This window comes from Microbacterium sp. NIBRBAC000506063 (assembly GCF_017968845.1).
In the GTDB taxonomy this organism is placed as follows: Bacteria; Actinomycetota; Actinomycetes; order Actinomycetales; family Microbacteriaceae; genus Microbacterium.
The window spans coordinates 353,333-373,094 of the sequence record NZ_CP072876.1 but is presented as its reverse complement, the minus strand read 5'-3'; the positions used below and the strand labels follow the sequence as shown (position 1 = coordinate 373,094).

The 19,762-nt window shown below is 68.7% G+C and carries 23 protein-coding genes and 5 pseudogenes; 19 read left to right on the top strand and 9 right to left on the bottom strand.

The genetic code is table 11. The annotated features are described in order from the left end of the window. The first annotated feature begins 150 nt into the window (after nucleotides 1-150). From KAE78_RS02090 to KAE78_RS17140, 9 genes and pseudogenes are all read left to right on the top strand, one after another. On the top strand, nucleotides 151-1,632 hold the full coding sequence (locus KAE78_RS02090; RefSeq protein WP_223171554.1) for an ABC transporter substrate-binding protein: 1,482 nt from the start codon (nucleotides 151-153) through the stop codon (nucleotides 1,630-1,632). Nucleotides 1,633-1,702: 70 nt separating this feature from the next. Continuing rightward, nucleotides 1,703-1,948 (top strand): hypothetical protein, encoded by a 246-nt coding sequence (locus KAE78_RS02085; protein ID WP_223171553.1) that lies wholly within the window; start codon nucleotides 1,703-1,705, stop codon nucleotides 1,946-1,948. After that, nucleotides 1,915-2,733, top strand: coding sequence for an ABC transporter permease (locus KAE78_RS02080; RefSeq protein ID WP_223171551.1), 819 nt, complete (start codon nucleotides 1,915-1,917; stop codon nucleotides 2,731-2,733). Before KAE78_RS02085 ends, KAE78_RS02080 begins: the two co-directional genes overlap by 34 nt. Further along, entirely contained in the window at nucleotides 2,730-3,635 is a 906-nt protein-coding gene (locus KAE78_RS02075; RefSeq protein ID WP_223171550.1) for an ABC transporter permease, read from the top strand. Before KAE78_RS02080 ends, KAE78_RS02075 begins: the two co-directional genes overlap by 4 nt. Further along, a pseudogene (locus KAE78_RS02070) lies at nucleotides 3,632-4,608 on the top strand (ABC transporter ATP-binding protein). Before KAE78_RS02075 ends, KAE78_RS02070 begins: the two are co-directional and overlap by 4 nt. Continuing rightward, nucleotides 4,605-4,910, top strand: a complete 306-nt coding sequence (locus tag KAE78_RS17155) for an ATP-binding cassette domain-containing protein (RefSeq protein WP_262927716.1) — start codon at nucleotides 4,605-4,607, stop codon at nucleotides 4,908-4,910. The pseudogene KAE78_RS02070 and the gene KAE78_RS17155 overlap by 4 nt, the downstream one beginning before the upstream one ends. Further along, complete coding sequence (locus KAE78_RS17150; RefSeq protein ID WP_262927715.1) at nucleotides 4,907-5,377, top strand: ATP-binding cassette domain-containing protein; 471 nt, start codon at nucleotides 4,907-4,909, stop codon at nucleotides 5,375-5,377. Before KAE78_RS17155 ends, KAE78_RS17150 begins: the two co-directional genes overlap by 4 nt. A gap of 52 nt (nucleotides 5,378-5,429) precedes the next feature. Next, a complete protein-coding gene (locus KAE78_RS17145; protein WP_411155973.1) occupies nucleotides 5,430-6,113 on the top strand; it encodes a serine hydrolase domain-containing protein in 684 nt (227 codons plus the stop codon). Beyond that, entirely contained in the window at nucleotides 6,056-6,598 is a 543-nt protein-coding gene (locus tag KAE78_RS17140) for a serine hydrolase domain-containing protein (RefSeq protein ID WP_411155972.1), read from the top strand. Before KAE78_RS17145 ends, KAE78_RS17140 begins: the two co-directional genes overlap by 58 nt. A 10-nt stretch (nucleotides 6,599-6,608) precedes the next feature. Here KAE78_RS17140 and KAE78_RS02055 read toward each other — a convergent pair whose 3' ends face one another. Continuing rightward, on the bottom strand, nucleotides 6,609-7,166 hold the full coding sequence (locus KAE78_RS02055; protein ID WP_223171548.1) for a LysR substrate-binding domain-containing protein: 558 nt from the start codon (nucleotides 7,164-7,166) through the stop codon (nucleotides 6,609-6,611). 8 nt (nucleotides 7,167-7,174) lie between these two features. Then, the gene (locus tag KAE78_RS02050; RefSeq protein WP_223171547.1) at nucleotides 7,175-7,507 is read right to left on the bottom strand and encodes a LysR family transcriptional regulator; all 333 of its coding nucleotides are present in this window, start codon (nucleotides 7,505-7,507) and stop codon (nucleotides 7,175-7,177) included. A 257-nt stretch (nucleotides 7,508-7,764) separates the two neighbouring features. On the opposite strand from KAE78_RS02050, the gene KAE78_RS02045 reads away from it, so the two are divergent. Then, the gene (locus KAE78_RS02045; protein WP_223171546.1) at nucleotides 7,765-9,933 is read left to right on the top strand and encodes an LPXTG cell wall anchor domain-containing protein; all 2,169 of its coding nucleotides are present in this window, start codon (nucleotides 7,765-7,767) and stop codon (nucleotides 9,931-9,933) included. A 1-nt stretch (nucleotide 9,934) separates the two neighbouring features. Here the strand turns inward: KAE78_RS02045 and KAE78_RS02040 are convergent. Continuing rightward, nucleotides 9,935-10,548 (bottom strand): annotated as a pseudogene (locus tag KAE78_RS02040) (GNAT family N-acetyltransferase). 24 nt (nucleotides 10,549-10,572) lie between these two features. Here KAE78_RS02040 and KAE78_RS02035 point away from each other — a divergent pair. Beyond that, nucleotides 10,573-11,043, top strand: a complete 471-nt coding sequence (locus KAE78_RS02035) for a PLD nuclease N-terminal domain-containing protein (protein ID WP_223171545.1) — start codon at nucleotides 10,573-10,575, stop codon at nucleotides 11,041-11,043. Then, nucleotides 10,977-11,974 (top strand): annotated as a pseudogene (locus tag KAE78_RS02030) (epimerase). The gene KAE78_RS02035 and the pseudogene KAE78_RS02030 overlap by 67 nt, the downstream one beginning before the upstream one ends. A gap of 3 nt (nucleotides 11,975-11,977) precedes the next feature. On the opposite strand, the gene KAE78_RS02025 reads toward KAE78_RS02030, so the two are convergent. From KAE78_RS02025 to KAE78_RS19190, 5 genes and pseudogenes are all read right to left on the bottom strand, one after another. Beyond that, nucleotides 11,978-12,364, bottom strand: coding sequence for a type II toxin-antitoxin system VapC family toxin (locus KAE78_RS02025; RefSeq protein ID WP_223171544.1), 387 nt, complete (start codon nucleotides 12,362-12,364; stop codon nucleotides 11,978-11,980). Next, nucleotides 12,364-12,597, bottom strand: coding sequence for a type II toxin-antitoxin system Phd/YefM family antitoxin (locus KAE78_RS02020; RefSeq protein ID WP_223171543.1), 234 nt, complete (start codon nucleotides 12,595-12,597; stop codon nucleotides 12,364-12,366). The genes KAE78_RS02025 and KAE78_RS02020 overlap by 1 nt, the downstream gene beginning before the upstream one ends. Before the next feature lie 27 nt (nucleotides 12,598-12,624). After that, nucleotides 12,625-13,350 carry an ROK family protein gene (locus tag KAE78_RS19200; RefSeq protein WP_411155971.1) on the bottom strand — a complete coding sequence of 242 codons (726 nt, stop codon included), beginning with the start codon at nucleotides 13,348-13,350 and terminating at the stop codon, nucleotides 12,625-12,627. Then, the gene (locus tag KAE78_RS19195; protein ID WP_411155970.1) at nucleotides 13,305-13,742 is read right to left on the bottom strand and encodes a hypothetical protein; all 438 of its coding nucleotides are present in this window, start codon (nucleotides 13,740-13,742) and stop codon (nucleotides 13,305-13,307) included. Before KAE78_RS19195 ends, KAE78_RS19200 begins: the two co-directional genes overlap by 46 nt. Nucleotides 13,743-13,772: 30 nt before the next feature. Continuing rightward, nucleotides 13,773-13,817 (bottom strand): annotated as a pseudogene (locus KAE78_RS19190) (hypothetical protein); the annotation flags it as partial. A 153-nt stretch (nucleotides 13,818-13,970) separates the two neighbouring features. Here KAE78_RS19190 and KAE78_RS18225 point away from each other — a divergent pair. After that, a pseudogene (locus KAE78_RS18225) lies at nucleotides 13,971-14,324 on the top strand (Gfo/Idh/MocA family protein); the annotation flags it as partial. Between the two features lie 7 nt (nucleotides 14,325-14,331). Further along, a complete protein-coding gene (locus KAE78_RS02010; RefSeq protein ID WP_317451826.1) occupies nucleotides 14,332-15,141 on the top strand; it encodes a Gfo/Idh/MocA family oxidoreductase in 810 nt (269 codons plus the stop codon). 6 nt (nucleotides 15,142-15,147) lie between these two features. Here KAE78_RS02010 and KAE78_RS02005 read toward each other — a convergent pair whose 3' ends face one another. Further along, nucleotides 15,148-15,435, bottom strand: a complete 288-nt coding sequence (locus KAE78_RS02005; RefSeq protein ID WP_223171542.1) for a hypothetical protein — start codon at nucleotides 15,433-15,435, stop codon at nucleotides 15,148-15,150. A 530-nt stretch (nucleotides 15,436-15,965) separates the two neighbouring features. On the opposite strand from KAE78_RS02005, the gene KAE78_RS02000 reads away from it, so the two are divergent. The 5 genes from KAE78_RS02000 to KAE78_RS01980 all read left to right on the top strand — a co-directional run bounded on the left by KAE78_RS02000 (nucleotide 15,966) and on the right by KAE78_RS01980 (nucleotide 19,755). Beyond that, nucleotides 15,966-16,625: a GMC family oxidoreductase gene (locus tag KAE78_RS02000; protein WP_223171541.1), complete on the top strand. Its 660-nt coding sequence runs from the start codon at nucleotides 15,966-15,968 to the stop codon at nucleotides 16,623-16,625. 40 nt (nucleotides 16,626-16,665) lie between these two features. Continuing rightward, entirely contained in the window at nucleotides 16,666-17,970 is a 1,305-nt protein-coding gene (locus KAE78_RS01995; protein ID WP_223171540.1) for an extracellular solute-binding protein, read from the top strand. 173 nt (nucleotides 17,971-18,143) lie between these two features. Continuing rightward, nucleotides 18,144-18,932 (top strand): carbohydrate ABC transporter permease, encoded by a 789-nt coding sequence (locus tag KAE78_RS01990; protein WP_223171539.1) that lies wholly within the window; start codon nucleotides 18,144-18,146, stop codon nucleotides 18,930-18,932. Beyond that, nucleotides 18,929-19,261: a carbohydrate ABC transporter permease gene (locus KAE78_RS01985; protein WP_223171538.1), complete on the top strand. Its 333-nt coding sequence runs from the start codon at nucleotides 18,929-18,931 to the stop codon at nucleotides 19,259-19,261. The genes KAE78_RS01990 and KAE78_RS01985 overlap by 4 nt, the downstream gene beginning before the upstream one ends. A gap of 14 nt (nucleotides 19,262-19,275) precedes the next feature. Continuing rightward, the gene (locus KAE78_RS01980) at nucleotides 19,276-19,755 is read left to right on the top strand and encodes a carbohydrate ABC transporter permease (protein ID WP_262927714.1); all 480 of its coding nucleotides are present in this window, start codon (nucleotides 19,276-19,278) and stop codon (nucleotides 19,753-19,755) included. The last annotated feature ends 7 nt before the right edge of the window (nucleotides 19,756-19,762 follow it).

Sequence of the window (19,762 nt, the reverse complement as noted above, 5' to 3'; positions counted from 1 at the left end):
GACGACGTTGCTGAGGCGATCCGCAACGTTCATCGCACTCGCCACCGCCGGTGCGCTCCTGATGAGCGCCTGCACCGTGTCTGCCGATCCCGATCCCACGGGGAGGGGCCGACAGGGCCTCAGGTCCTCTCCGTCGCATCCTCGGCATCCGTGACCACCTGGGATCCGGTGCGCTCCTTCTCGACCGAGGCCTTTTACATGGGCAACGTCTACGAGACGCTGCTCAAGCGCAACCCGGAGGGCTCCGCCGAGGAGTTCACCCCCGTGCTCGCCTCGTCGTGGGACGCCAGCGAAGACGGGCTCACCTGGACCTTCCACCTGCAGGAGGACGCCACCTTCCACAGCGGTGCGCCCGTCGACTCCGCAGCGGTCAAGGCGAGCATCGAGGCGGCCCAGGAGTACGCGGGCGCCTCGTTCATCTGGGCACCGCTCGCCTCGATCGACACACCCGACGACAAGACCGTCGTGATGAACCTCAGCTATGCCGCACCGATGGATCTCATCGCTGCGTCCACCTATGCCGCGTGGATCGTCGAGCCCTCGGCGCTGGAAGCATCGAAGGACGACGAGGACTACTTCGAGGCGGGCATCGACGCCGGTTCCGGGCCCTTCACGGTCGCGTCCTACCGTCCCGGCGCCGAGGTCGTGCTGGAGGCGGCGGAGAACTACTGGAACGCCGAGAACCAGCCCCACTACGACACGGTCTCGGTGCAGATCACTCCCGACGCGATCACCGCACAGCAGATGCTGACCGCCGGCGAGGTCGACCTCGCCACCAACATCCCCCTGGAGAACCTGGAATCGGTCGCTCAGCAGATCGGCGGAGAGCTTCGCGCGTCGAACTCGCCGAACAACTTCGTCGGGTTCTTCAACACGCAGCGCCCGCCCCTGGACGACCCCAAAGTGCGTCAGGCGCTCAGCTACGCGATCCCCTACGACGACATCGTCGAGGTCGGCGCCTACGGCTACGCCACCCAGTCCCGCGGCCCTGCGCCCAAGGGCATCTTCCCCTACTCCGACGACGTGCCGCAGTACACCTACGACCTCGACAAGGCCAGGGAGCTGCTCGAGGAGGCCGGCGTCTCCGACCTCGAGCTGACGCTGACGTACTCCTCGGAGAACCCCAACTCCACCCGTTTCTCGCCCCTCATCAAGGACTCCTTCGCGCAGATCGGCGTCGATGTGACGGTGCGCGGGATGCTGTGGGCAGACCAGTGGGCGCTCGCCCGCGGACCCGCGGAGTCGGACGACCGCGCGGCGGATCTGCGCGACGCGCAGGACATGTTCGTCGTGCTGTACTGGCCCGCCTACAGCGACGCCGGCGTCGACAACCTGCCCGAGCTCTTCGGCTCCTGGGACGGCGAGAGCCGCCCGTTCTTCAACCTGAGCTACTGGAGCAACCCCGCCTATGACGCGCTCATCGGCGAGGCGGCGACCCTCAGCGGCAGCGACCGCGATGCGGCGCAGGCGAAGTACGAAGAGGCGATGACGCTCCTCGTCGACGAGGCTCCCGGGTTCTTCCTCTACGATCAGCAGGCCGTGCAGATCGTTCCTCCGGACCTGGAGATCGCGCCCTTCAACGAGAACTACCCGTTCACCACGTTCTTCGCTTCCATCAAGCCGAAGGCGTAACCGAGAGAAGGGTCTCGGGGGTCGGCCTGTCATCGGCCCCGAGACCTTTTCCATCCCGAGGAGAACCCGCATGTGGCGTTTCATCGCCTCCCGGCTGGGCAGTGCCGCACTGGTCCTGCTCGTGCTCACGGTGGTCGTGTTCGTGCTCACGCGCGTTATCCCCTCCGACCCGGCGAGCGTCTACGCAGGCCCCAAGGCCCGCCCGGAGGAGCTCGCGGCGATCCGCGAGAATCTGGGCTTCGACCGGCCGCTGATCGTGCAGTACTTCGACAGCCTGGGGGATTGCTCACCGGCGACTGGGGGAACTCGCTGGTGACCCGTCGCCCGGTGCTCTTCGAGTTCGCCACCCGCCTGCCCGCGACCCTCGAACTGCTCCTGAGCGCCATCGCGTTCGCCCTGCTCGTCGGCGTCGTGCTCGGCGTGATCGCCACGAAGCGCCCCGGCGGCATCGCCGACGGCGTCGTGCGCTTCTTCGCCATCAGCGGCATCTCGATGCCCGCCTTCTGGCTCGGCCTCCTCCTGCAGATCCTCTTCGTCAACCGGCTCGGCATCCTTCCGGCAACCGGCCAGTTCAGTCGCGAGCTCGCCTTCGTCAGCCCCATCACGACCGTGACCGGCTTCCCGCTCTTGGACAGCCTCATCACCGGCAACTGGGTGGCTCTGTCTGACGGCCTCGCGCACTTGATCCTGCCGATGATCACCCTCGCCGCCTACCCGATGGGGCTGATCGCGCGCATGACCCGCGCCTCGATGCTCGAGGTGCAGGGGCAGGACTACGTCTTCACCGCCCGCGCCTACGGCCTCCGGGAGCGGGTGATCCGCTGGCGGCTCGCGTTGAAGAACGCCATGCCCCCGACGCTCACGGTGACCGGCCTCTCCGCCGCCTACGCCCTCACCGGCACCTTCTTCGTCGAGGTCGTCTTCAACTGGCCCGGCATCGGCCACTTCGCCGTCACCGCGATGACCCAGGTCGATTACCCCGTCATCATCGCCATCACCCTGCTCGGCGCGGGAGGCTATCTCCTGGCCAATCTCATCGTCGACATCGCCCAGGCGCGGATCGATCCCCGCGTGCGCCTCGGAGAGGAGGCCGCCGCATGAGCGTCGCCCTCACCACCTCGTCCAAGCTCCCCGATTTCGTGCCGAGCGATCAGGGGGTCTTCGCGCGCACCCGCCGTGTCTTCCGCAAGGATCGACTGGCCCTGCTCGGCGCCGCCCTCATCCTCTTCGTGCTGATCCTCGCCGTCTTCGGCCCGTGGATCGCGCCGTACCCGCAGGAGGGCCTGGGCGTCACGAACGTGCCGCAGCGCAACCTCCCGCCGAGCGCGGCGAACTGGCTCGGCACCGACCAGCTCGGCCGCGACGTCCTCAGCCGCATCATCATGGGCGCGAAGCCCGCGCTCACCGTCGCCCTCAGCGTCGTGGCGCTCGCCGCGCTCATCGGCATCCCTCTGGGAGCCATCGCGGGCTACCGCGGCGGCTGGCTCGACAACCTCCTGATGCGCGTGACCGAGGTGTTCCAGGCGTTCCCGCCGCTGCTGCTGGCGATGGTCATGGTCGCGATCCTCGGGCCCAGCCTGATGAACGCCGGCATCGCCCTGGCCATCTCGTGGTGGCCCTGGTACGCGCGGCTCGTCCGCGCCGAGGCGCGGACCCTCCGCGAACGCTCCTACGTCGAGGCGGCCCGGGCCAGCGGCGTGCCGACCTGGCTGATCATTCCGCGGCACATCCTGCGCAACTGCCTCACGCCGGTGCTGGTGCAGGCGACGGTCGACATCGGCACGGTGGTGCTGGCGGCCGGCTCCCTCGCCTTCATCGGCCTGGGAGCGCAGCCGCCCGAGCCCGACTGGGGCCTCATGGTGGCCGAGGGGCGCGGAACGATCTTCACCTACTGGTGGATCTCGACCTTCCCGGGGCTCGCCATCTTCATCACCGTGCTGGGCTTCAACCTGCTCGGGGACTCGATGCGCGACCTCCTCGACCCGAGGCAGGTGAAGCGATGAGCGCCCTCCTCGCCATCGACGACCTGAGTGTCGAGTTCCACGAACGCGGCGAGCTGACCAACCGGCCGCTGCGCGGCGTGTCGCTGGAGATCGCTCCGGGCGAGATCCTCGGCGTCGTGGGGGAGACCGGATGCGGCAAGAGCCTGACGGGACTCGCGACGCTCGGCCTTCTCCCCAGCGGTGCCCGCCCGTCCGGTCGCATCGTCGTCGACGGCCAGGAGCAGAGGCTCGGCGAGCCCTCGCCCCTGCGCGGCACGGCGATCTCGATCGTGTTCCAGAACCCCGGTACCGCCTTCAACCCGGTCTTCACCCTCGGCGCGCAGATGGACGATGTGCTCCTGCGGCACCGCGGCCTCGACAAGAAGGAGCGCCGCGCGCGGGTGCTGCACTACCTGGAGCAGGTGGGCCTGCCCGATCCGGAGCGGGTCTACCGCAGCTACGCCCATGAGCTCTCCGGCGGCATGCTCCAGCGCGCCATGATCGCGATGGCGCTCGTGTGCGAGCCGCGCCTGCTGATCCTCGACGAGCCGACGACGGCGCTGGATGTCACGGTCGCCAAGCAGATCCTCGACCTCGTGCTGTCGCTGCGCGATCGCTTCGGCTTCGGCGTGATGCTCATCACCCACAACCTCGGCGTGGTGCGCGAGGTGTGCGACCGGGTCGCGGTCCTCTACGCCGGGCGGGTGATCGAGACGGGTGCGACCGCGCAGGTGCTGTCGGATCCGCGGCATCCGTACACGCGCGGGCTCATGAACGCGCTTCCGGCGCGGCACCGGCAGGGGAGCGGCTGGAGGCGATCGCCGGGCAGGTGCCCGCGCGCCTGGTCGGGATCACCGGCTGCGCCTTCGCCGAGCGGTGCCCGGTGGCGATCGACGCGTGCGCGACCGAGGATCCGATGCCGCGCACGGTGCCCGGGGATTCCGGGCACACCGCGGCCTGCCTCCTGATCGACGAGGGGAGCGCGGTCCGATGAGCGTCATCCTCGACGTCGAGAACATGGTGAAGACCTTCCGCGCGCGCGGTCAGGAGGCGCACGCGGTCGACGACGTGAGCTTCCAGGTGCGCGAGGGCACGACCTTCGGCCTCGTCGGCGAATCGGGATCGGGGAAGTCGACGGTCGCGCGCTGCGCGCTGCGCCTGATCACGCCGACCTCCGGCACGAGCCGCATCGACGGGGAGGATCTCGCCTCGCTCACCCGCCGGCAGCTGCGGGAGAAGCGGCGGGCCTTCGGCATCGTGTTCCAGAATCCGGTCGCGGCCCTCAACCCCGGATGACCATTCAGGACTCCATCTCCGAACCGCTGCGCACCCACACCCGGATGGGGCGCCGCGAGCTCGAGGCGCGCGTGCTCGAGCTGCTCGACGAGGTGGGGCTCAGCCGCAGCCACGCGGCGCGCCTTCCGCATCAGCTCTCGGGCGGGCAGTGCCAGCGGGTGGGCATCGCGCGGGCGCTCACGATGCGGCCGAGGCTCCTTGTGCTCGACGAGCCCACGAGCGCGCTCGACGTCTCGGTGCAGGCGCAGGTGCTCAACCTCCTCCAGCAGCTGCGCGCCGAGCACGGCCTCAGCTACCTGCTGATCTCGCACGACCTGGACGTCGTGCGGTACATGAGCGACGAGGCAGGGGTCATGCGGCGCGGGCGGCTCGTCGAGACCGGGCCCGCCGACGTCGTCCTCGTGTCGCCGCAGGAGGAGTACACGCGGCAGTTGTTGGATTCGATGCCTCAGACTCCGGGGCAGTGACATGACGGAAACAGGTGCAGTGACGGTGAACGCAGCGTCGGCGGGTGGATCGATGACCTTCCAGACCGTTCCGGGTCTCAGGCGGCAGGAGCTGGGCCTGTCCGCCTCGCCGACCCTCGACAGCTGGCAGGGCGCCCCGGACAACCGCTGGGTGTTCCGCAACGTCGAGGAGACGGTGCCCTCGGCGCGCGTCTCGCATCTGCCCGCCTCGATGACCGCCTCGCCGAGGGATCTGGAGGTGCTCGCCGCGGTACCGGGTCTCGAGGCCCGCCTCGAGGACACCTACACCGATGCGCTCGTCGTCGAGCAGGCCGGGCGCGTCGTCGCCGAGTACTACGCTCCCGGCTTCGGGCCGGACCAGACGCATCTGCTGATGAGCGTGTCGAAGTCGCTGTGCGCGATCGTCGTGGGCGCCCTGTGCGACGAGGGTCTGATCGACCCGGGTCGGATGCTGCAGAGCTATCTTCCCGCGCTCCGTGGGAGCGCCTACGGGGATGCGACCGTTGAGCAGCTCATGGACATGACCGCCGCCGCCGACTACAGCGAGGACTACGACGATCCCGACTCGGAGGTGCAGCTGCAGGATCGCGCCGGAGGCCTGCGCCCCGCCCGCCCGGGGATCCGGCCGACACCTACGAGTTCCTCGCGGGGCTCACGCGCAGCAGGGAGCACGGCGAGGTGTTCCAGTACTGCTCGGCCACGACGGATGCGCTGGGCTGGCTCGTCGAGGAGGTGACGGGCAAGCGCTACGCCGAGGTGCTCTCCGAGCGCCTGTGGAGCCGGATCGGCGCTGCGCAGGAGGCGCGGATCTCCGTCGACCGCGGCGGGTTCGCGATCGCCAACGCGGGGATCTCCTGCACCGCGCGCGATCTCGCGCGGATCGGCCGCCTGATGCTGGACGGCGGCGTGATCGACGGGAATCGCATCGTGTCCGCGGAGTGGGTCGCGGCGACCATGGCCGGCGGAGACCCCGCCAAATGGCTGAGCGTGAAGCGCGCGGTGCATCCGAACGGCTCCTACCGGAACCAGTGGTGGGCGACGGGCAACGAACGCGGCAACATCTACGCCGTCGGCATCTACGGGCAGTACGTCTGGCTCGACCCTGCCACCGACACCGTGGTGGTGAAGTTCTCGACGACGCCGGAGGCGGTGACCCTGGAGAGCGCCCGGCAGAACGACGACCTCTTCGTCGAGATCGCCGAGGCGCTGGAACGCCGCTGAGGGTCGCGGTTCACGTGGCCGGATCGGCCCAGATCTGCGGGTAGAGCTCTCCGATGAAGTCGCTGAGCTCGGTGAGGATCTCCTCGATGTGGGCCGAGGCGAAGTGCAGCGGCTCCCACACGCCGAAGAGCGTGATGATGAGGTCCTGGTTGCGCGCGCGGATGGGGATGCTGCGCAGGCCGTAGTGCGAGTCGTCCGAGAGGACGCAGACCCCCCGGCCGGCCGCGGCGAGGGCCTGCGCGGTGATCGGCGACTCGGTCTCGGCCGCGGCGCGATAGGTGAGCCCGTCGGCGGCGACGGCCGAGTCGAACATCTGGCGCACGCGGTGCGCGGTGGTGACGGTGATGAGGGGCTCCTCGACGAGCTCGGCGATCGTGACGCTGTCGCGGCCCGCGAAGCGGTGGCCGTCGGGGACCTGCGCCCAGAGGTAGGCGTGGCCGATCACGCGCGAGCGGAGGGAGGGCGGGGGGATGCGGGTGCCCACCGCGAAGTCGGCGTCGCCGGAGGCCAGGCGCCCGTAGACGTGCTCGGGCAGCGTCTCGATGACGCCCGTGACCCTCCCGCGCACGCCGGCCTTCACGATGTAGGGGCGATGATGTCGGCCACGGTCGTCGTCGCCGAGACGACGGTGAGGTCGGAGACGGTGCCCTTGGCGATCATCGACGCGGTGGTCTGCGCCTGGGAGGCCCGCAGGAGGAGGTCCTGCGCCACGGGGAGGAAGTTCCGCCCGGCGGCGGTGAGGACGAGACCGCGCGGAGTACGCTCGAACAGCGCGAAGCCGAGCTCGGTCTCCAGGCGCCTGATCTGGCGGCTGAGCGACGGCTGGGCGACGTGCACGGCCGCCGCCGCGCCGTGGAGGGAGCCGTGCTCGCAGACGGCGGCGAAGTAGTGGAGCAGACGCAGTTCCATGGGCTCAGCGTAGGGAAGCGTCAGATGCCTTGCAAGTAGTGCTCTCGCCGGCATCCGATACCTGCAGAGCATCGGAGGCGGCGCATCTAGGTCTTGGTCAGGGGTCGCGTCCGATGGGTATCTTCGCAGTGTCCCGTGGAGAGATTCGAGGTCCTGATGCGCGTGATCCGAGCGCTTTCATCGGCGGCGGCCGTCGCCCTCGTCGCCGCCCTGCTGTCGATCGGCCAGGGGCCTCGCCCGCCCTCGCCGCCGACGCGGTGCCGGGTGATCCCCTCACGGGCTCCGGCGAGGTCGTGCGCACGGGCGACGTTCAGAAGCCCGCGAGCGTCTTCGACCCGGCCTACGCCGCGAACCCGGGCGGAGTCGTCCCCGACCCGGAGCTCGCGTTCGGCGTGCCGGCGGATGCCGCGGCGCCGCTCCACGAGTTCACCCGCACGCTGCGGATCAACGACGTCGTGCGGACCGACCTCGACGACGTGCCCTGGTACGCGTGGAACCCCACCGTCGGCTGGGAGACGGTGGCCCACGACGGCTTCGACTACTACAACGAGGTCGTGACCTGGGCGCAGTTCCTGCCCTACTCCTCGTGGGACGTGGAGTGGGATGCGGAGCTCGGGTTCTCGGTGGTCCGGTACCGGCTCGACCAGCAGTTCGTTCAGCACGGCAGTCATCTGATCCCCGCCGTGCGCGGCCTGCAGTCGCCGGGGAGCCTCGACTACAACATCATCTGGGGCGTCGGACGCGCCTGGAGCGAGAACGGCGACACCCTCGGCGGCGAGCCCGCGACCCGGGCCTCGATCCCCTTCACGCTCGTGAACCAGGAGGAGAACTGCTCCTTCAACGGCATCCTCGCCTTCCTCTTCACCGATGAGGCGACCAGCCGGGTCCACTATCAGGTGGCCAGCGAGACCTGCGCCTACTTCAAGGGCAACATGTGGGGAACCTCCCGGGCGTTCAGGTCGACGACGCCGTCGACCCGGCGCTCGCCGACCAGATCCGCACGGCATACGCCGCGGAGGTCGCTGATCGGATGCCGACGAAGCCCATCGCCCAGCTGGCCGTCGACCACCCCGGCGTCGACGTCGCGCGGCTCACCGCGAACACGACGCCCGCCCACAACACGGCCTTCGGCTTCGTCCACAAGGGCGTCCACTACGTCGGCGACTGCGTGGTGCGGACGAGCGGCGACGCGACGGATGCCGCGGGCGGCATCCGTTCTGCGACCAGGTCCACCTGCCGTCGTACTCGACCGCGAAGTCGATCCTCACCGGAGGCGCGCTGCTGCGGCTGGCCGAGAAGTACGGTCCGTCGGTCTACGACGAGCGCATGCGCGACTGGCTGCCGGAACTGCCCGAGACCTGGAGCGAGGTCACCTTCGGGCACGTGATCGACATGGCCACCGGCCACTACGACGACCCCGGCAACCAGGTCGACGAGGCAGGAGCCCGGATGGCCGGGTTCTTCTCCTTCGACAACCGCACGCACGACGCACTGCTGGGCGTCGCGGGGAGCTTCCCGCACCGGCAGGCGGCGGGGAGCGCTGGGTCTACCACACCTCCGACAGCTTCCTCCTGGCCGCCGCGATGAACGCCTACCTCAAGGATCGCGCCGGCGGCTCCGCCGACATCTACCGGATTCTCTACGCCGAGGTGCTCGCGCCGATCGGCGTCAGCGCCGACTCGCGGATCACCGAGCGCACCAAGCTCGCAGACGGCGTGGGCGGCTGGCAGCACAACCCCGAGGGCACGCCGTGGGGCGGCTACGGGCTGTGGTGGACGCCGGACTCCCTCGCGAAGATCGGCGACTTCTTCACCAACGGCGGCGGCGAGATCGGCGGGACGCGGGTGCTGGAGAAGACCGGGCTGGACGCCGCGCTGCGGCGCGATCCGGACGATCCGGGCCTCGCCGCGGCGGACTCGGTGTTCACCTACAACAACGGCTTCTGGGCGCGGCCGTTCACCGCGGCCGACGACCCGGCGTTCACCGCCGAGTTCTCCGTGCCCTTCATGTCTGGCTTCGGCGGGATCACCGTGGTGCACATGCCGAACTGCACGACATTCTGGCGGGTCAGCGACGCGCACGAGGCGGCGTGGGCGAGCGTCGTCAGCGAGTCGCATAAGATCGACTCCATGCTGGAGCCGAGCGACCCGGACTGCGCCACGAACCCCACCGATCCCACAGATCCGACAGATCCCACAGATCCGACCGATCCCACGGATCCGACAGATCCCACGGATCCCGCCGATCCCACGGATCCCGCCGACCCGACGGGTCCGGGCGCGTCCACCGATCCGGCGCCTCCGGCAGCCGCGGGGAGCCTCCCGGACACGGGCGGCGAGGCGCCGCTGCTGCTGACGGTGATCGGCGGCGTGCTGGCGGTGGCCGGGATCGCGCTCGTGCTGGTGCTGCGCACCCGGCGGGAGTGACTCAGCCGCGCCGGGCGAGCCGGGCCTCGAGGCCCGCGCGCACCGCGGGCCACTCGTCGCCGAGGATCGAGTACTCCACCGCGTCGCGGAGGGTTCCGTTGCGGGCGCGGCTGTAGGCGCGCAGCACACCGTCCTGCTTGGCGCCGAGCCGCTCGATCGCGGCGCGGGACTGGTGGTTCAGCCACTGCGTGGTGAATCCGACGCGGTAGACGCCGAGCGTCTCGAAGGCATGGGCGAGGAGCAGGAGCTTGGACTCGGCGTTGGTGCCGGTGCCGTGCGCGGAGGGCGGTTCCACGTGTAGCCGATGTGGAGCCTCGGGACGTCGGGCGCCAGGTCGTAGAAGGTTGTCATGCCGAGGATGCGGCCTGCGGCATCCGTTGCCGTGAAGGGGATCATCTCGCCCTTCCCGGCGAGGTCGAGGCGCCGCTCGATCTCGCCCGCCATCGACTCCGGGGTCGGAATGGAGGTGTACCAGGCCGTCTCCCAGATGCGCTCCTCCGAGACGGCTTCGACGAGGCCGTCGTGATCCTCCCGGCGCAGCGGACGCAGCTCGACGAGGCGGCCGGTGAGCGTGACGGAACCGGGGGAGCGGAGAAGGCCATGGCTCCATTCAATCAGCCGGTCTCCTAGACTTGCGGCATGCACATCGTGTTGTCCCTGCTCACCATCGCGCTGATGGTGTTCGCGCTGATCGACATCATCACCCGGCGCGACGACCAGGTGAAGTACCTGCCGAAGATGGTGTGGCTGATCCTGGTGATCCTGCTGCCGTTCATCGGCAGTGTGCTGTGGTTCGCGATCGGGCGCGAGTACGAGGGGCAGGGATCAGCCTTCCCCGCCGGCAGGCGGCCGCTCCGTATCCGCAGAGCCCGCCGCAGAACTGGGCGCCCCCGCCACCGGCAGACACCCGCAGCACCGAGCAGCAGCTGGCCGACCTCGAGCGCGAGATCGAGGAGGCGCGGCTGCGGGAGGAGATCGCGCGGCGCAAGCACGAGCGCGGGGAGTCCGGCGCGTCCTGATCGCCGCCGTGACATGCTGGGAGCATGGCATCGGATGCGGGCAGGCGGGCCGTTCTCGGCGGCGGCAGCGGTTTCATCGGGCGGCGGCTGAGGGAGGCGCTCGAGCAGGAGGGCTACGAGGTGCTGGTCATCGGGCGCGAGGGTCCGGACGCGCGCTGGGACGATCCGGCCTCGATCCGCCGAGCGGTCGACGGCGCGGAGCTGGTCATCGGCCTCGCGGGCAAGAGTGTCAACTGCCGCTACAACGACGCCAACCGCGACGAGATCCTGCGCTCGCGCGTGGACACCACCCGGGCGCTGCGCGAGGCGATCGCCGCGGCCGAGAGTCCGCCCGCGGTCTGGATGAACGCGAGCACCGCCACGATCTACCGTTACGCGCTGGACCGCCCGAACACCGAGGAGAGCACCGAGCTCGACACCGGCTTCTCCCCGGACGTCGGACGCGCCTGGGAGGCGGAGCTCTTCGCCGGCGAGCTGCCGCGGACGCGCCGCATCGCCCTGCGCACGACGATCGTCGTGGGCGATGACGGCGCGGCCACGGCGCTGCTGTTCCGACTCGCGCGCCTGGGCGTCGGCGGGCCGCAGTTCGACGGATGGTGGTTCCCGCACCGTCGCTACCGGGGATCGGGCCGGACCCGACCGAGCACCCCACCGAGATCCACCGATCGAGGGGCCGGCAGAAGTTCAGCTGGATCCACATCGACGACGTCGTGGGCGCGGTGCGCTTCCTCCGCGACCACCCGGAGATCTCCGGTCCGGTGAACCTGGCCGCGCCCCGCCCGAGCGACAACCGCTCGCTCATGGCGGCGCTGCGTCGCACGGTCGGCATGCCGATCGGCCTCCCCGCGTGGCGGTTCATGCTGGAGCCGGCGATGTGGGCGCTGCGCACCGAGTCGGAGCTGATCCTGAAGAGCCGGTGGGTGCTCCCCGGGAAGCTGTCGGATGCGGGCTACGAGTTCCGGCATCCGGAGCTGGAGCCCGCGCTGCGGGACGTCTGGGGCCGGATGTGGCGCTCCCGCTGAGCCCTATCGCCGCGCGTCGATCACCCGGTCCTCCCCGAGGGAGAGCAGAGTCGCATCGGAGGTCACCAGCGGCATCCGTTCCTGCGAGGCCTGAGCAAGGATCATCCGGTCGAAGGGGTCGTGCCGCGCGAGGCCCGGGAACCGCGCGAGAGCGGCGGCGTGCTCGGCAGTGAAGGGCAGTTCGGTGAGCCCTGAGCGCGAGAAGACCGAGGAGAGCTCGTCGCCGCCTGGCAGGGGCAGTCGCCCGAGCATGTTCTTGATCACGATCTCCAGCACGGATGCTGAGGAGAAGTGCACGAGCGATGCGGCACCGATCCGCTCGCGTGCCAGCGGGCCCAGCCGTTCGCTGTCGTGGTACACCCAGAGGAGAGCGTTCGTATCGAGGAGCATCAGCGTGCGCGGTAGAAGAGATCGGCGACCTCTTGGTCGACACCGTCGAAGAGCGACGGATCGGGTTCTGTCTCGCCCTGACCGAGACCGTAGATGATCTCGACGGGTTTGTGCAGGACCAGATCGACGACCGGTACGCCCGCACGCGCGATCGTCACGCGCTCGCCATCGAGAACTTTCGCGATGAGCGCGGAGAGCTGCGACTTCGCCTCGTGGACGTTGAGCTGGACCATGCGCTGATTCTCGCACATCGGACTTAGCTAAGCCAGACCAACCCGTCTCTGCGGGGCGGACGGTGAGAGCGGAAGAGGAAGCGCGCCCTCAGCGGGCTGACTGCGCGGCCAGGCGTGCGTCGACGTTCGCGGGGAGAGCACCTCGCGGATCACCATGATCGCCGCGCCGATGACGGCCGCGCGCTCGCCCGCCTGCGACTGGACGATGGCGAGGTGCTGGGTGGCCAGGGGGATCGACCGGCGGTAGACGACCTCGCGGACACCGGCGAGCAGGTGTTCGCCGGCCCGCGCGATGCTGCCGCCGAGGACGATCGTCGAGGGGTTCAGGAGGTTGACGACGGTGGCGAGCACCTCGCCGACCACACGGCCCGCCTGTCGGGTCGCCTCGATCGCGGTCGTGTTCCCGGCGCGGACCAGGTCGACGACGCCGTTGCTGTCGGCGACATCGAGTCCGGCTGCGCGCAGGGAGGCGGCGATCGCCGAGCCGCTGGCGAGATCCTCGAGATCCCGATCCTCGCCGGGAGCGTGGGGCGAATCCGGGGAGTGGGGGACGCGCACATGCCCCATGTCGCCGGCCGAGCCCTGGGCGCCGCGCTGGAGCTGACCGCCGGCGATGATGCCGGCGCCGATCCCGGTCGCGACCTTGACGAAGATGAGATCCTTCGCCGTCGGCATGCTCGTGACCTGCTCTCCGAGCGCCAGGATGTTCACATCGTTGTCGACGAGCACCGGCACATCGAAGCTCTGCTGCACGTAGCGCGGGACGTCGAAGCGGTCCCAGCCGGGCATGATCGGGGGTTGTAGGGGCGTCCGGATGAATGCTCGACGGGCCCGGGCACGCCGATCCCGACGCCGGCCAACTCGATGCCCTGAGTGTCCTCGGCCTGGAGGAGCCGATGGCTCTCCTCCATCATCATGTCCAGTACCGCATGGGGGCCGTCCGCGATGTCGAGCACTCTCGTGGTCGACATCAGGATGCGGCCGCCGAGGTCGGCGATCGCGACCGTGCCGTGCGACGCGCCCAGATCGATGGCGAGGACGAGCCCGGCACGACGGTTGAAGGCGATGCGCGAGGGAGGGCGCCCGCCGGTCGAGGCGGCCTCCCCGGCCGGGATCGCGAGCCCGGAGGCGAGCAGTGCGTCCACGCGCGAGGAGACCGTGGATCGCGCCAGACCTGTGAGGTGCGCGAGTTCGGCCTTGGTCCGCGCCTGGCCGTCCAGCAGCAGCTGCAGGATGTCGCTGGCGCCGGGTGCAGTCCCACCGTGACGCGTTCAGCATCGCTCATAGGGTCAGTTAACCACACGCACTTCGGGTGCTGAACGTAGAAGAAAGGAAATCAATCGAACAACTTTTGACAAAGAACTAGCAAAAGGATGTCAACCTGTGTCAGAATCATCGACATGACAACGGATGTCACCCACACGCGTACCGCAACGATCCGCGCCGGCTTCCTCGGCGGCGGATTCATGGCACAGGTGCACAGCCGCGCCGCCCGCGCCGCCCGCGCCGAGCTGACCGGGGTGACGACGTCGACGCCGGAGCGCTCGGCCGCCGCCGCCCGAGAGCTGGGAATCGAGAGGTCCTTCGCCGATGCGGAAGAACTGATCCGCGAGGGCGAGGTCGACGTCGTGCATGTCTGCACGCCGAACGCCACGCACGCGGCCCTGACCCTTCAGGCGCTCGCGGCCGGCAAGCACGTCATCTGCGAGAAGCCCCTGGCGACGACCCTGGAGGATGCGCGCGTCGTCGAGACGGCGGCGCGCGAGCACGGCGTGGTCGCCGCCGTCCCTTCGTCTACCGCTACCACCCCATGGTGCGAGAGGCACGCGCGCGGATCGCGGCGGGCGAGCTCGGCTCCCTGCTCACCCTCGACTGCGCCTACCTGCAGGACTGGATGCTCCTGCCCTCCGACGACGACTGGCGCGCGACCTCCGCCGACGGGGCCCCTCGCGCGCCTTCGCCGACATCGGGTCGCACCTGTGCGACCTCCTGGAGTTCGTCGCGGGCGAGCGCATCGTCCGGCTCGTGTCCCAGACCCGTCGCGTGTTCGAAGAGCGCGGCGGTCATCCGGTCGCGAACGAGGACGCGGTCTCGATCCTCGTGGAGCTGGAGTCCGGTGCGATCGGAACGCTCCTCGTCTCGCAGATGGCCGCGGGACGCAAGAACTCGCTGACCCTCGAGATCCACGGAACGGGTGCGAGCGCGCGATTCGATCAGGAGCGCCCCGAGGAGCTGTGGATCGGCCAGCGCGACGGCAGCCTGCACCTCTTCCGCGACCCCGGCACAGCGCACGCCGGTTCGGAGCGCTTCTCGCGCACGCCCGCGGGGCACGCGCAGGGCTACCAGGATGCGTTCAACGCCTTCGTCGCCGATGTCTACGACGCGATCGACGGCGGTCTCCCCGAGGGCCTTCCGACCTTCGCCGACGGGGTGCGGGCCGTGCAGCTGACCGAAGCGGTCCTCCAGTCGGCGCGTGAGCGGCGTTGGGTAGATATCGCCCCGGCGGCCGCACCCGCCTCCTCCGACCAGAAAGGGACCCACTGAGATGGCTCAGGAATTCGACGTCGTGATCGTCGGCAGCGGCATCAACGGTGCGATCGTGGCCGCATGCGTGCACGAGCAGGACCCCGGGGCCTCCATCCTCATCCTCGAGGCGGGACGGCAGATCACCGGCAACGACGGTGAGCATCTGGTCGAGGCCGACGAGAGTGCGATGCACGCCTCGTACGAGACGCTGATGCGCCGTGCGCAGCAGATCGAGTACGTCAAGGGCGCCACCGCGATGAACGAGATCGAGGGCGACACCTGGAACGCCGACATGTCCGGGGTGTTCCCCATGGCGTTCTTCGGTCACAACTTCGCCGAGTTCCCCGGTGCATCGGTCGGGTGGAACGTCGGCGGCCTGGGCGTGCACTGGACCTCCGCATGCCCGTGGGCCTACGAGAACGAGATCCCCGACTTCCTGCCGCGCGACGAGTGGGATCAGGATCAGGAGACCGCCCGCCGGCTGCTGCGGGTGCATCGCGGCCCGCTCGTGGACAACCCCTTCACCGAGCCGATCTTCGCCGCGATCCGCGAAGCCGTCCCCGCCGAGGACGAGACGCGGGAGTTCGGCTACATGCCCATGGCCGGCGTTCCCCGCGAGAACCGGCCGTTCGCGCGGACCGGACCCCGCGACATCGCCCCCTTCGTGTTCGACGGCAGCCTCCCCGACGTGCAGCTGCGGCAGGGGGTGCTGTGCACCCGCGTCCTCACCGAGGGGGAGAGGTCGCGGGCATCGTCGGGCGCGACGTCGCCACAGGGAGGAGGGCGTCTACCGCGGGAGAAAGTACGTCCTCGCCGCCGACTCGCTGCGCACTCCGCAGCTGATGTGGGCCTCGGGGATCCGTCCGGAGGCGCTGGGCGTGCGGCTGAACGAGCACGCCTCGATCAGTGGAGACGTGCTCATCGACGCGGAGCGCCTCGGCCTCACCGACGCCGACATCCCTCACCCTCCCTCGGGGGAGCCGTTCATCGGATCGTACTGGAGCCCCTCGATCGGTGCCGCACGTCCGATGCACGGACAGCTCATGGAGCGCGACGTCGAGGGTGCCGGCCACGTTCTCAGCGTCGGCTGGTACTGCGTCACCGAGATCCGCCCGGAGAACCGTGTGGAGTTCTCCGACGAGCTCACCGACGCCCTCGGTCTGCCGCACATGACCGTGCACTTCTCATACTCCGAGAAGGACTGGGAGATGATCCGCGCCACCCAGAAGGTGCAGTTCGCCGCGGCGAACGCGGTCGGGTCCTTCGACCCGGAGAGCTCGGACGTGCTCCCACCCGGAGCGTCGCTGCACTTCACCGGAACCGTGCGGATGGGCACCGAGGACGACGGTACCTGCGTCGTGGACACCGACGGTCGTGTCTGGGGGTACGAGAACCTCTTCCTCGTCGGAAACGGCGTGATCCCCACCGCCCTGACCTGCAACTCGACCCTGACCGGCTCCACCCTCGCCGTGCGCACCGCCCGCGCACTGATGTCAGTGTAAACGCACCACCCGAACACCACCAACGAAGGAGTTGACTGCCATGCAGAAACTATCCCGCCGCACCGCGGCACTGACCGGCACCGCGCTGGTCGCATCCGCTGCGCTCATCCTCACCGGATGCGGCCGTGCCGACGACGGTCCCACGACCGATCCCGGTGATTCCGTCACGATCGACGACGCGCCCGCTGAGGGCGTCGTCGAGATCTGGACGCAGGGTGCCGACGGCGCCGAACTGCCTCAGATGTTCGAGAAGTTCAAAGCGGATAATCCCGACGTCGAGATGCGCATGACCGAGGTGCCTGCCGAGGAATTCCAGTCCAAGATGACTGCGGCGATCACGGCCGGCACGGTTCCCGATCTCATCTATGCGTTCACCGAGAGTCAGTCTGCGCTCATCGCTACGGGCGGCTTCGATCCTGTTCCGGATGGTCTTGTCAACGAGACCGATTTCTTCGAATCGATCTGGGACAACTCCGTCTACGATGGCGTCGCGTACGGAGTGCCTTGGTACGCGTATGCCACGATGACGATGTACCGCACGGACCTTGCCGAGGCTGCGGGTGCTACCGCACCGACCGACTGGGCGAGCCTGCGTGCCTTCGGCGAAGACCTCAAGGCGAGCGGGGTGGAGTTCCCTCTGGCGCTGTACGTCGCCTACGACGCTTACACTGCGCGCCAGTTCCAGTCCTTCGCGATTCAGAATGGCGGTGCGCTCATCTCTGACGATCTGTCGGAATGGACGATCAACTCCCCGGAGAACGTCGAAGCGCTGGAGTACTGGTCCGGACTGATCAAGGACGGCCTTGCATCGCCGGACGGTCCGGCGTTCCTCGACACGGTGCCGTGGACAAGCACCGGCAAGAACGCCGCCGTGGTCGATGCCGGACCGTGGTTCGCCGCCTGGTTCGACGACGCGAACGGTACCGGCTGGGTCGACGAGAACCTCACCTTCCTCGAAGGTGCGGCTGGCCCCGGCGGACAGAAGGCGACGACCGTCGGCGGTGGCAGCTGGTTCGTTCCCACCGACTCGTCGAACAAGGATGCAGCGTGGAAGTTCGCCCGATTCATGTCGGAGCCGGAGAACCAGGTGGAGTGGTACCGCATCTTCAAGAACATGCCGGCGGTCTCGGCGGCCTGGGACGACCCCGCGCTGGAAGGCCGTCTCCTGGACACTGTCCGACTCGGGCTCGAGAGCGGTGTGAACCTTCCGAAGGTGTCGACGTGGACTCAGGTCGGAACCGTCATCGGCGAGCAGATGGAGCGCGTTGTGCGTGGCGGCATCTCTGCGCAGGAGGCTCTCGATGCCGCGCAGCAGCAGGCGGAGTCCATCGGGATGGGCAACTAAGGGCGATCATGTCCACCTCCACGACTCGCGCAGTGGTCACCTCGGGGGCGTCTCGCCGACGCCCCCGAGGCGGCCGCCGCGCGCATGAGGGATCCCGCGCCGAGACGATCAGCGCGTGGGTCTTTCTTGCACCGTTCCTTCTGATATTCGCCACCTTCACCGCCATCCCGGCGGTGCTCGCGCTGAGCACGAGCCTGACGGATATGACCGCGCGTGATCTGCGCGATCCCTTCAACGTCAACTTCACGGGACTCGACGGTTTCATCGCCGTTCTCGGAAACGCCTCGTTCCAGAGCGCCTTCGGGAACACGATCATGTTCGTCGTCCTCTGCGTTCCCCTGAGCATGGCTCTGGGAATGGCGCTCGCACTGATGCTGAACAATGGTATCCGTCGGCTGCGGACGTTCTTCCGCGCGGCAGCGTACGTCCCTGTGATCACGAACATCGTGGCCGCTGCCGTGATCTGGCAGTACGCCTTCTCGATCACCGGCCCGGTCAACTCGGCGCTGGGCGAACTGGGAGTTCCCGGTCTGAACTGGCTAGGAGAGCCAGGCTCGGCCATCACCACGGTCGTGATGATGGGTGTGTGGAGAACTGCCGGAACCTGCATGATCCTGTTCCTCGCCGGCCTGCAGGCCGTCCCGGAAGAGGTCTACGAAGCGGCTGCCACAGACGGGGCAGGACCTTTCCGTCGCTTCTGGTCGATCACGCTCCCCCTGCTGCGTCCGACCACGCTGCTGGTCACCGTGCTGATGACGGTGTCGTTCCTGAACATCTTCGAGGAGCCGTACCTGCTCACCAAGGGAGGGCCGCTCGGTTCGACCAAGTCGATCGCTCTGTGGGTCTATGAGCAGTTCGGCTTCGGCAACATCTCCGCTTCGATGGCAGGTTCCGTGCTCTTGCTCATCCTTGTCGCCGTCGTCGCGATCGTGCAGTTCCGAATGCTGAGGCCGAAACATTGAAGACTCACACACCGACGCGACTCGCGTTCAACTACACGGCACTGGTCGTCATCACGGCGTTTATGCTGCTGCCCTTCGTCTGGGTGTTCTTCGGATCGTTCAAGACGCAGGGCGAGTTCCTCTCCAACCCCGGTGCATGGTTCCCGGAGTCCTTCCAGATCCAGAACTACGTGCAACTCTTCGCCGACCGCGGGTTCGGCGACTATATGATCAACAGCTTCATCGTCTCGGGCGTGGCGGTTGTGGGCAATGTGCTCTTCAGCGCGATGGCAGGCTACGCGTTGGCGAAGTTGCGGTTCCGCGGGAGAGGGCTCGTCTTCCCCTCGTGATCATGGCGATGATCGTGCCATACGTCGCGTTGTTCGTCCCGCAGTTCGTCGTCGTTGTGCAGTTGGGTCTGGTGAACACGCTCGCCGCGATCATCCTCCCGGTTCTCGTGCAACCTCTATGTGTGTTCATCATGCGCCAGTTCGCCCACTCGGTCCCGTTCGAACTCATGGAGGCCGCGCGCCTTGACGGTGCGGGGGAGGCACGGCTGTTCTTCCGCATCTTCCTGCCGCTGACCGGGCCAGGACTTGCGACCGTCGCGATCCTGTCGTTCCTGGCGTCGTGGAACAACTTCCTCTGGCCGCTCGTGGTCGCCCAATCGCAGGCGACGTACACCGCTCCGGTCGGGCTCGCCGTCGCGTCGCAGTCGTCCAACACGATCTCGTTCGGACTGTTGCTCGCCGGCGCCATGGTTGTTCTGCTCCCGATCCTGATCCTCTTCCTCTTCCTCCAGAAATACTTCATCCAGGGTGTCGCCACCGCAGGGCTGAAGTGATCGACGA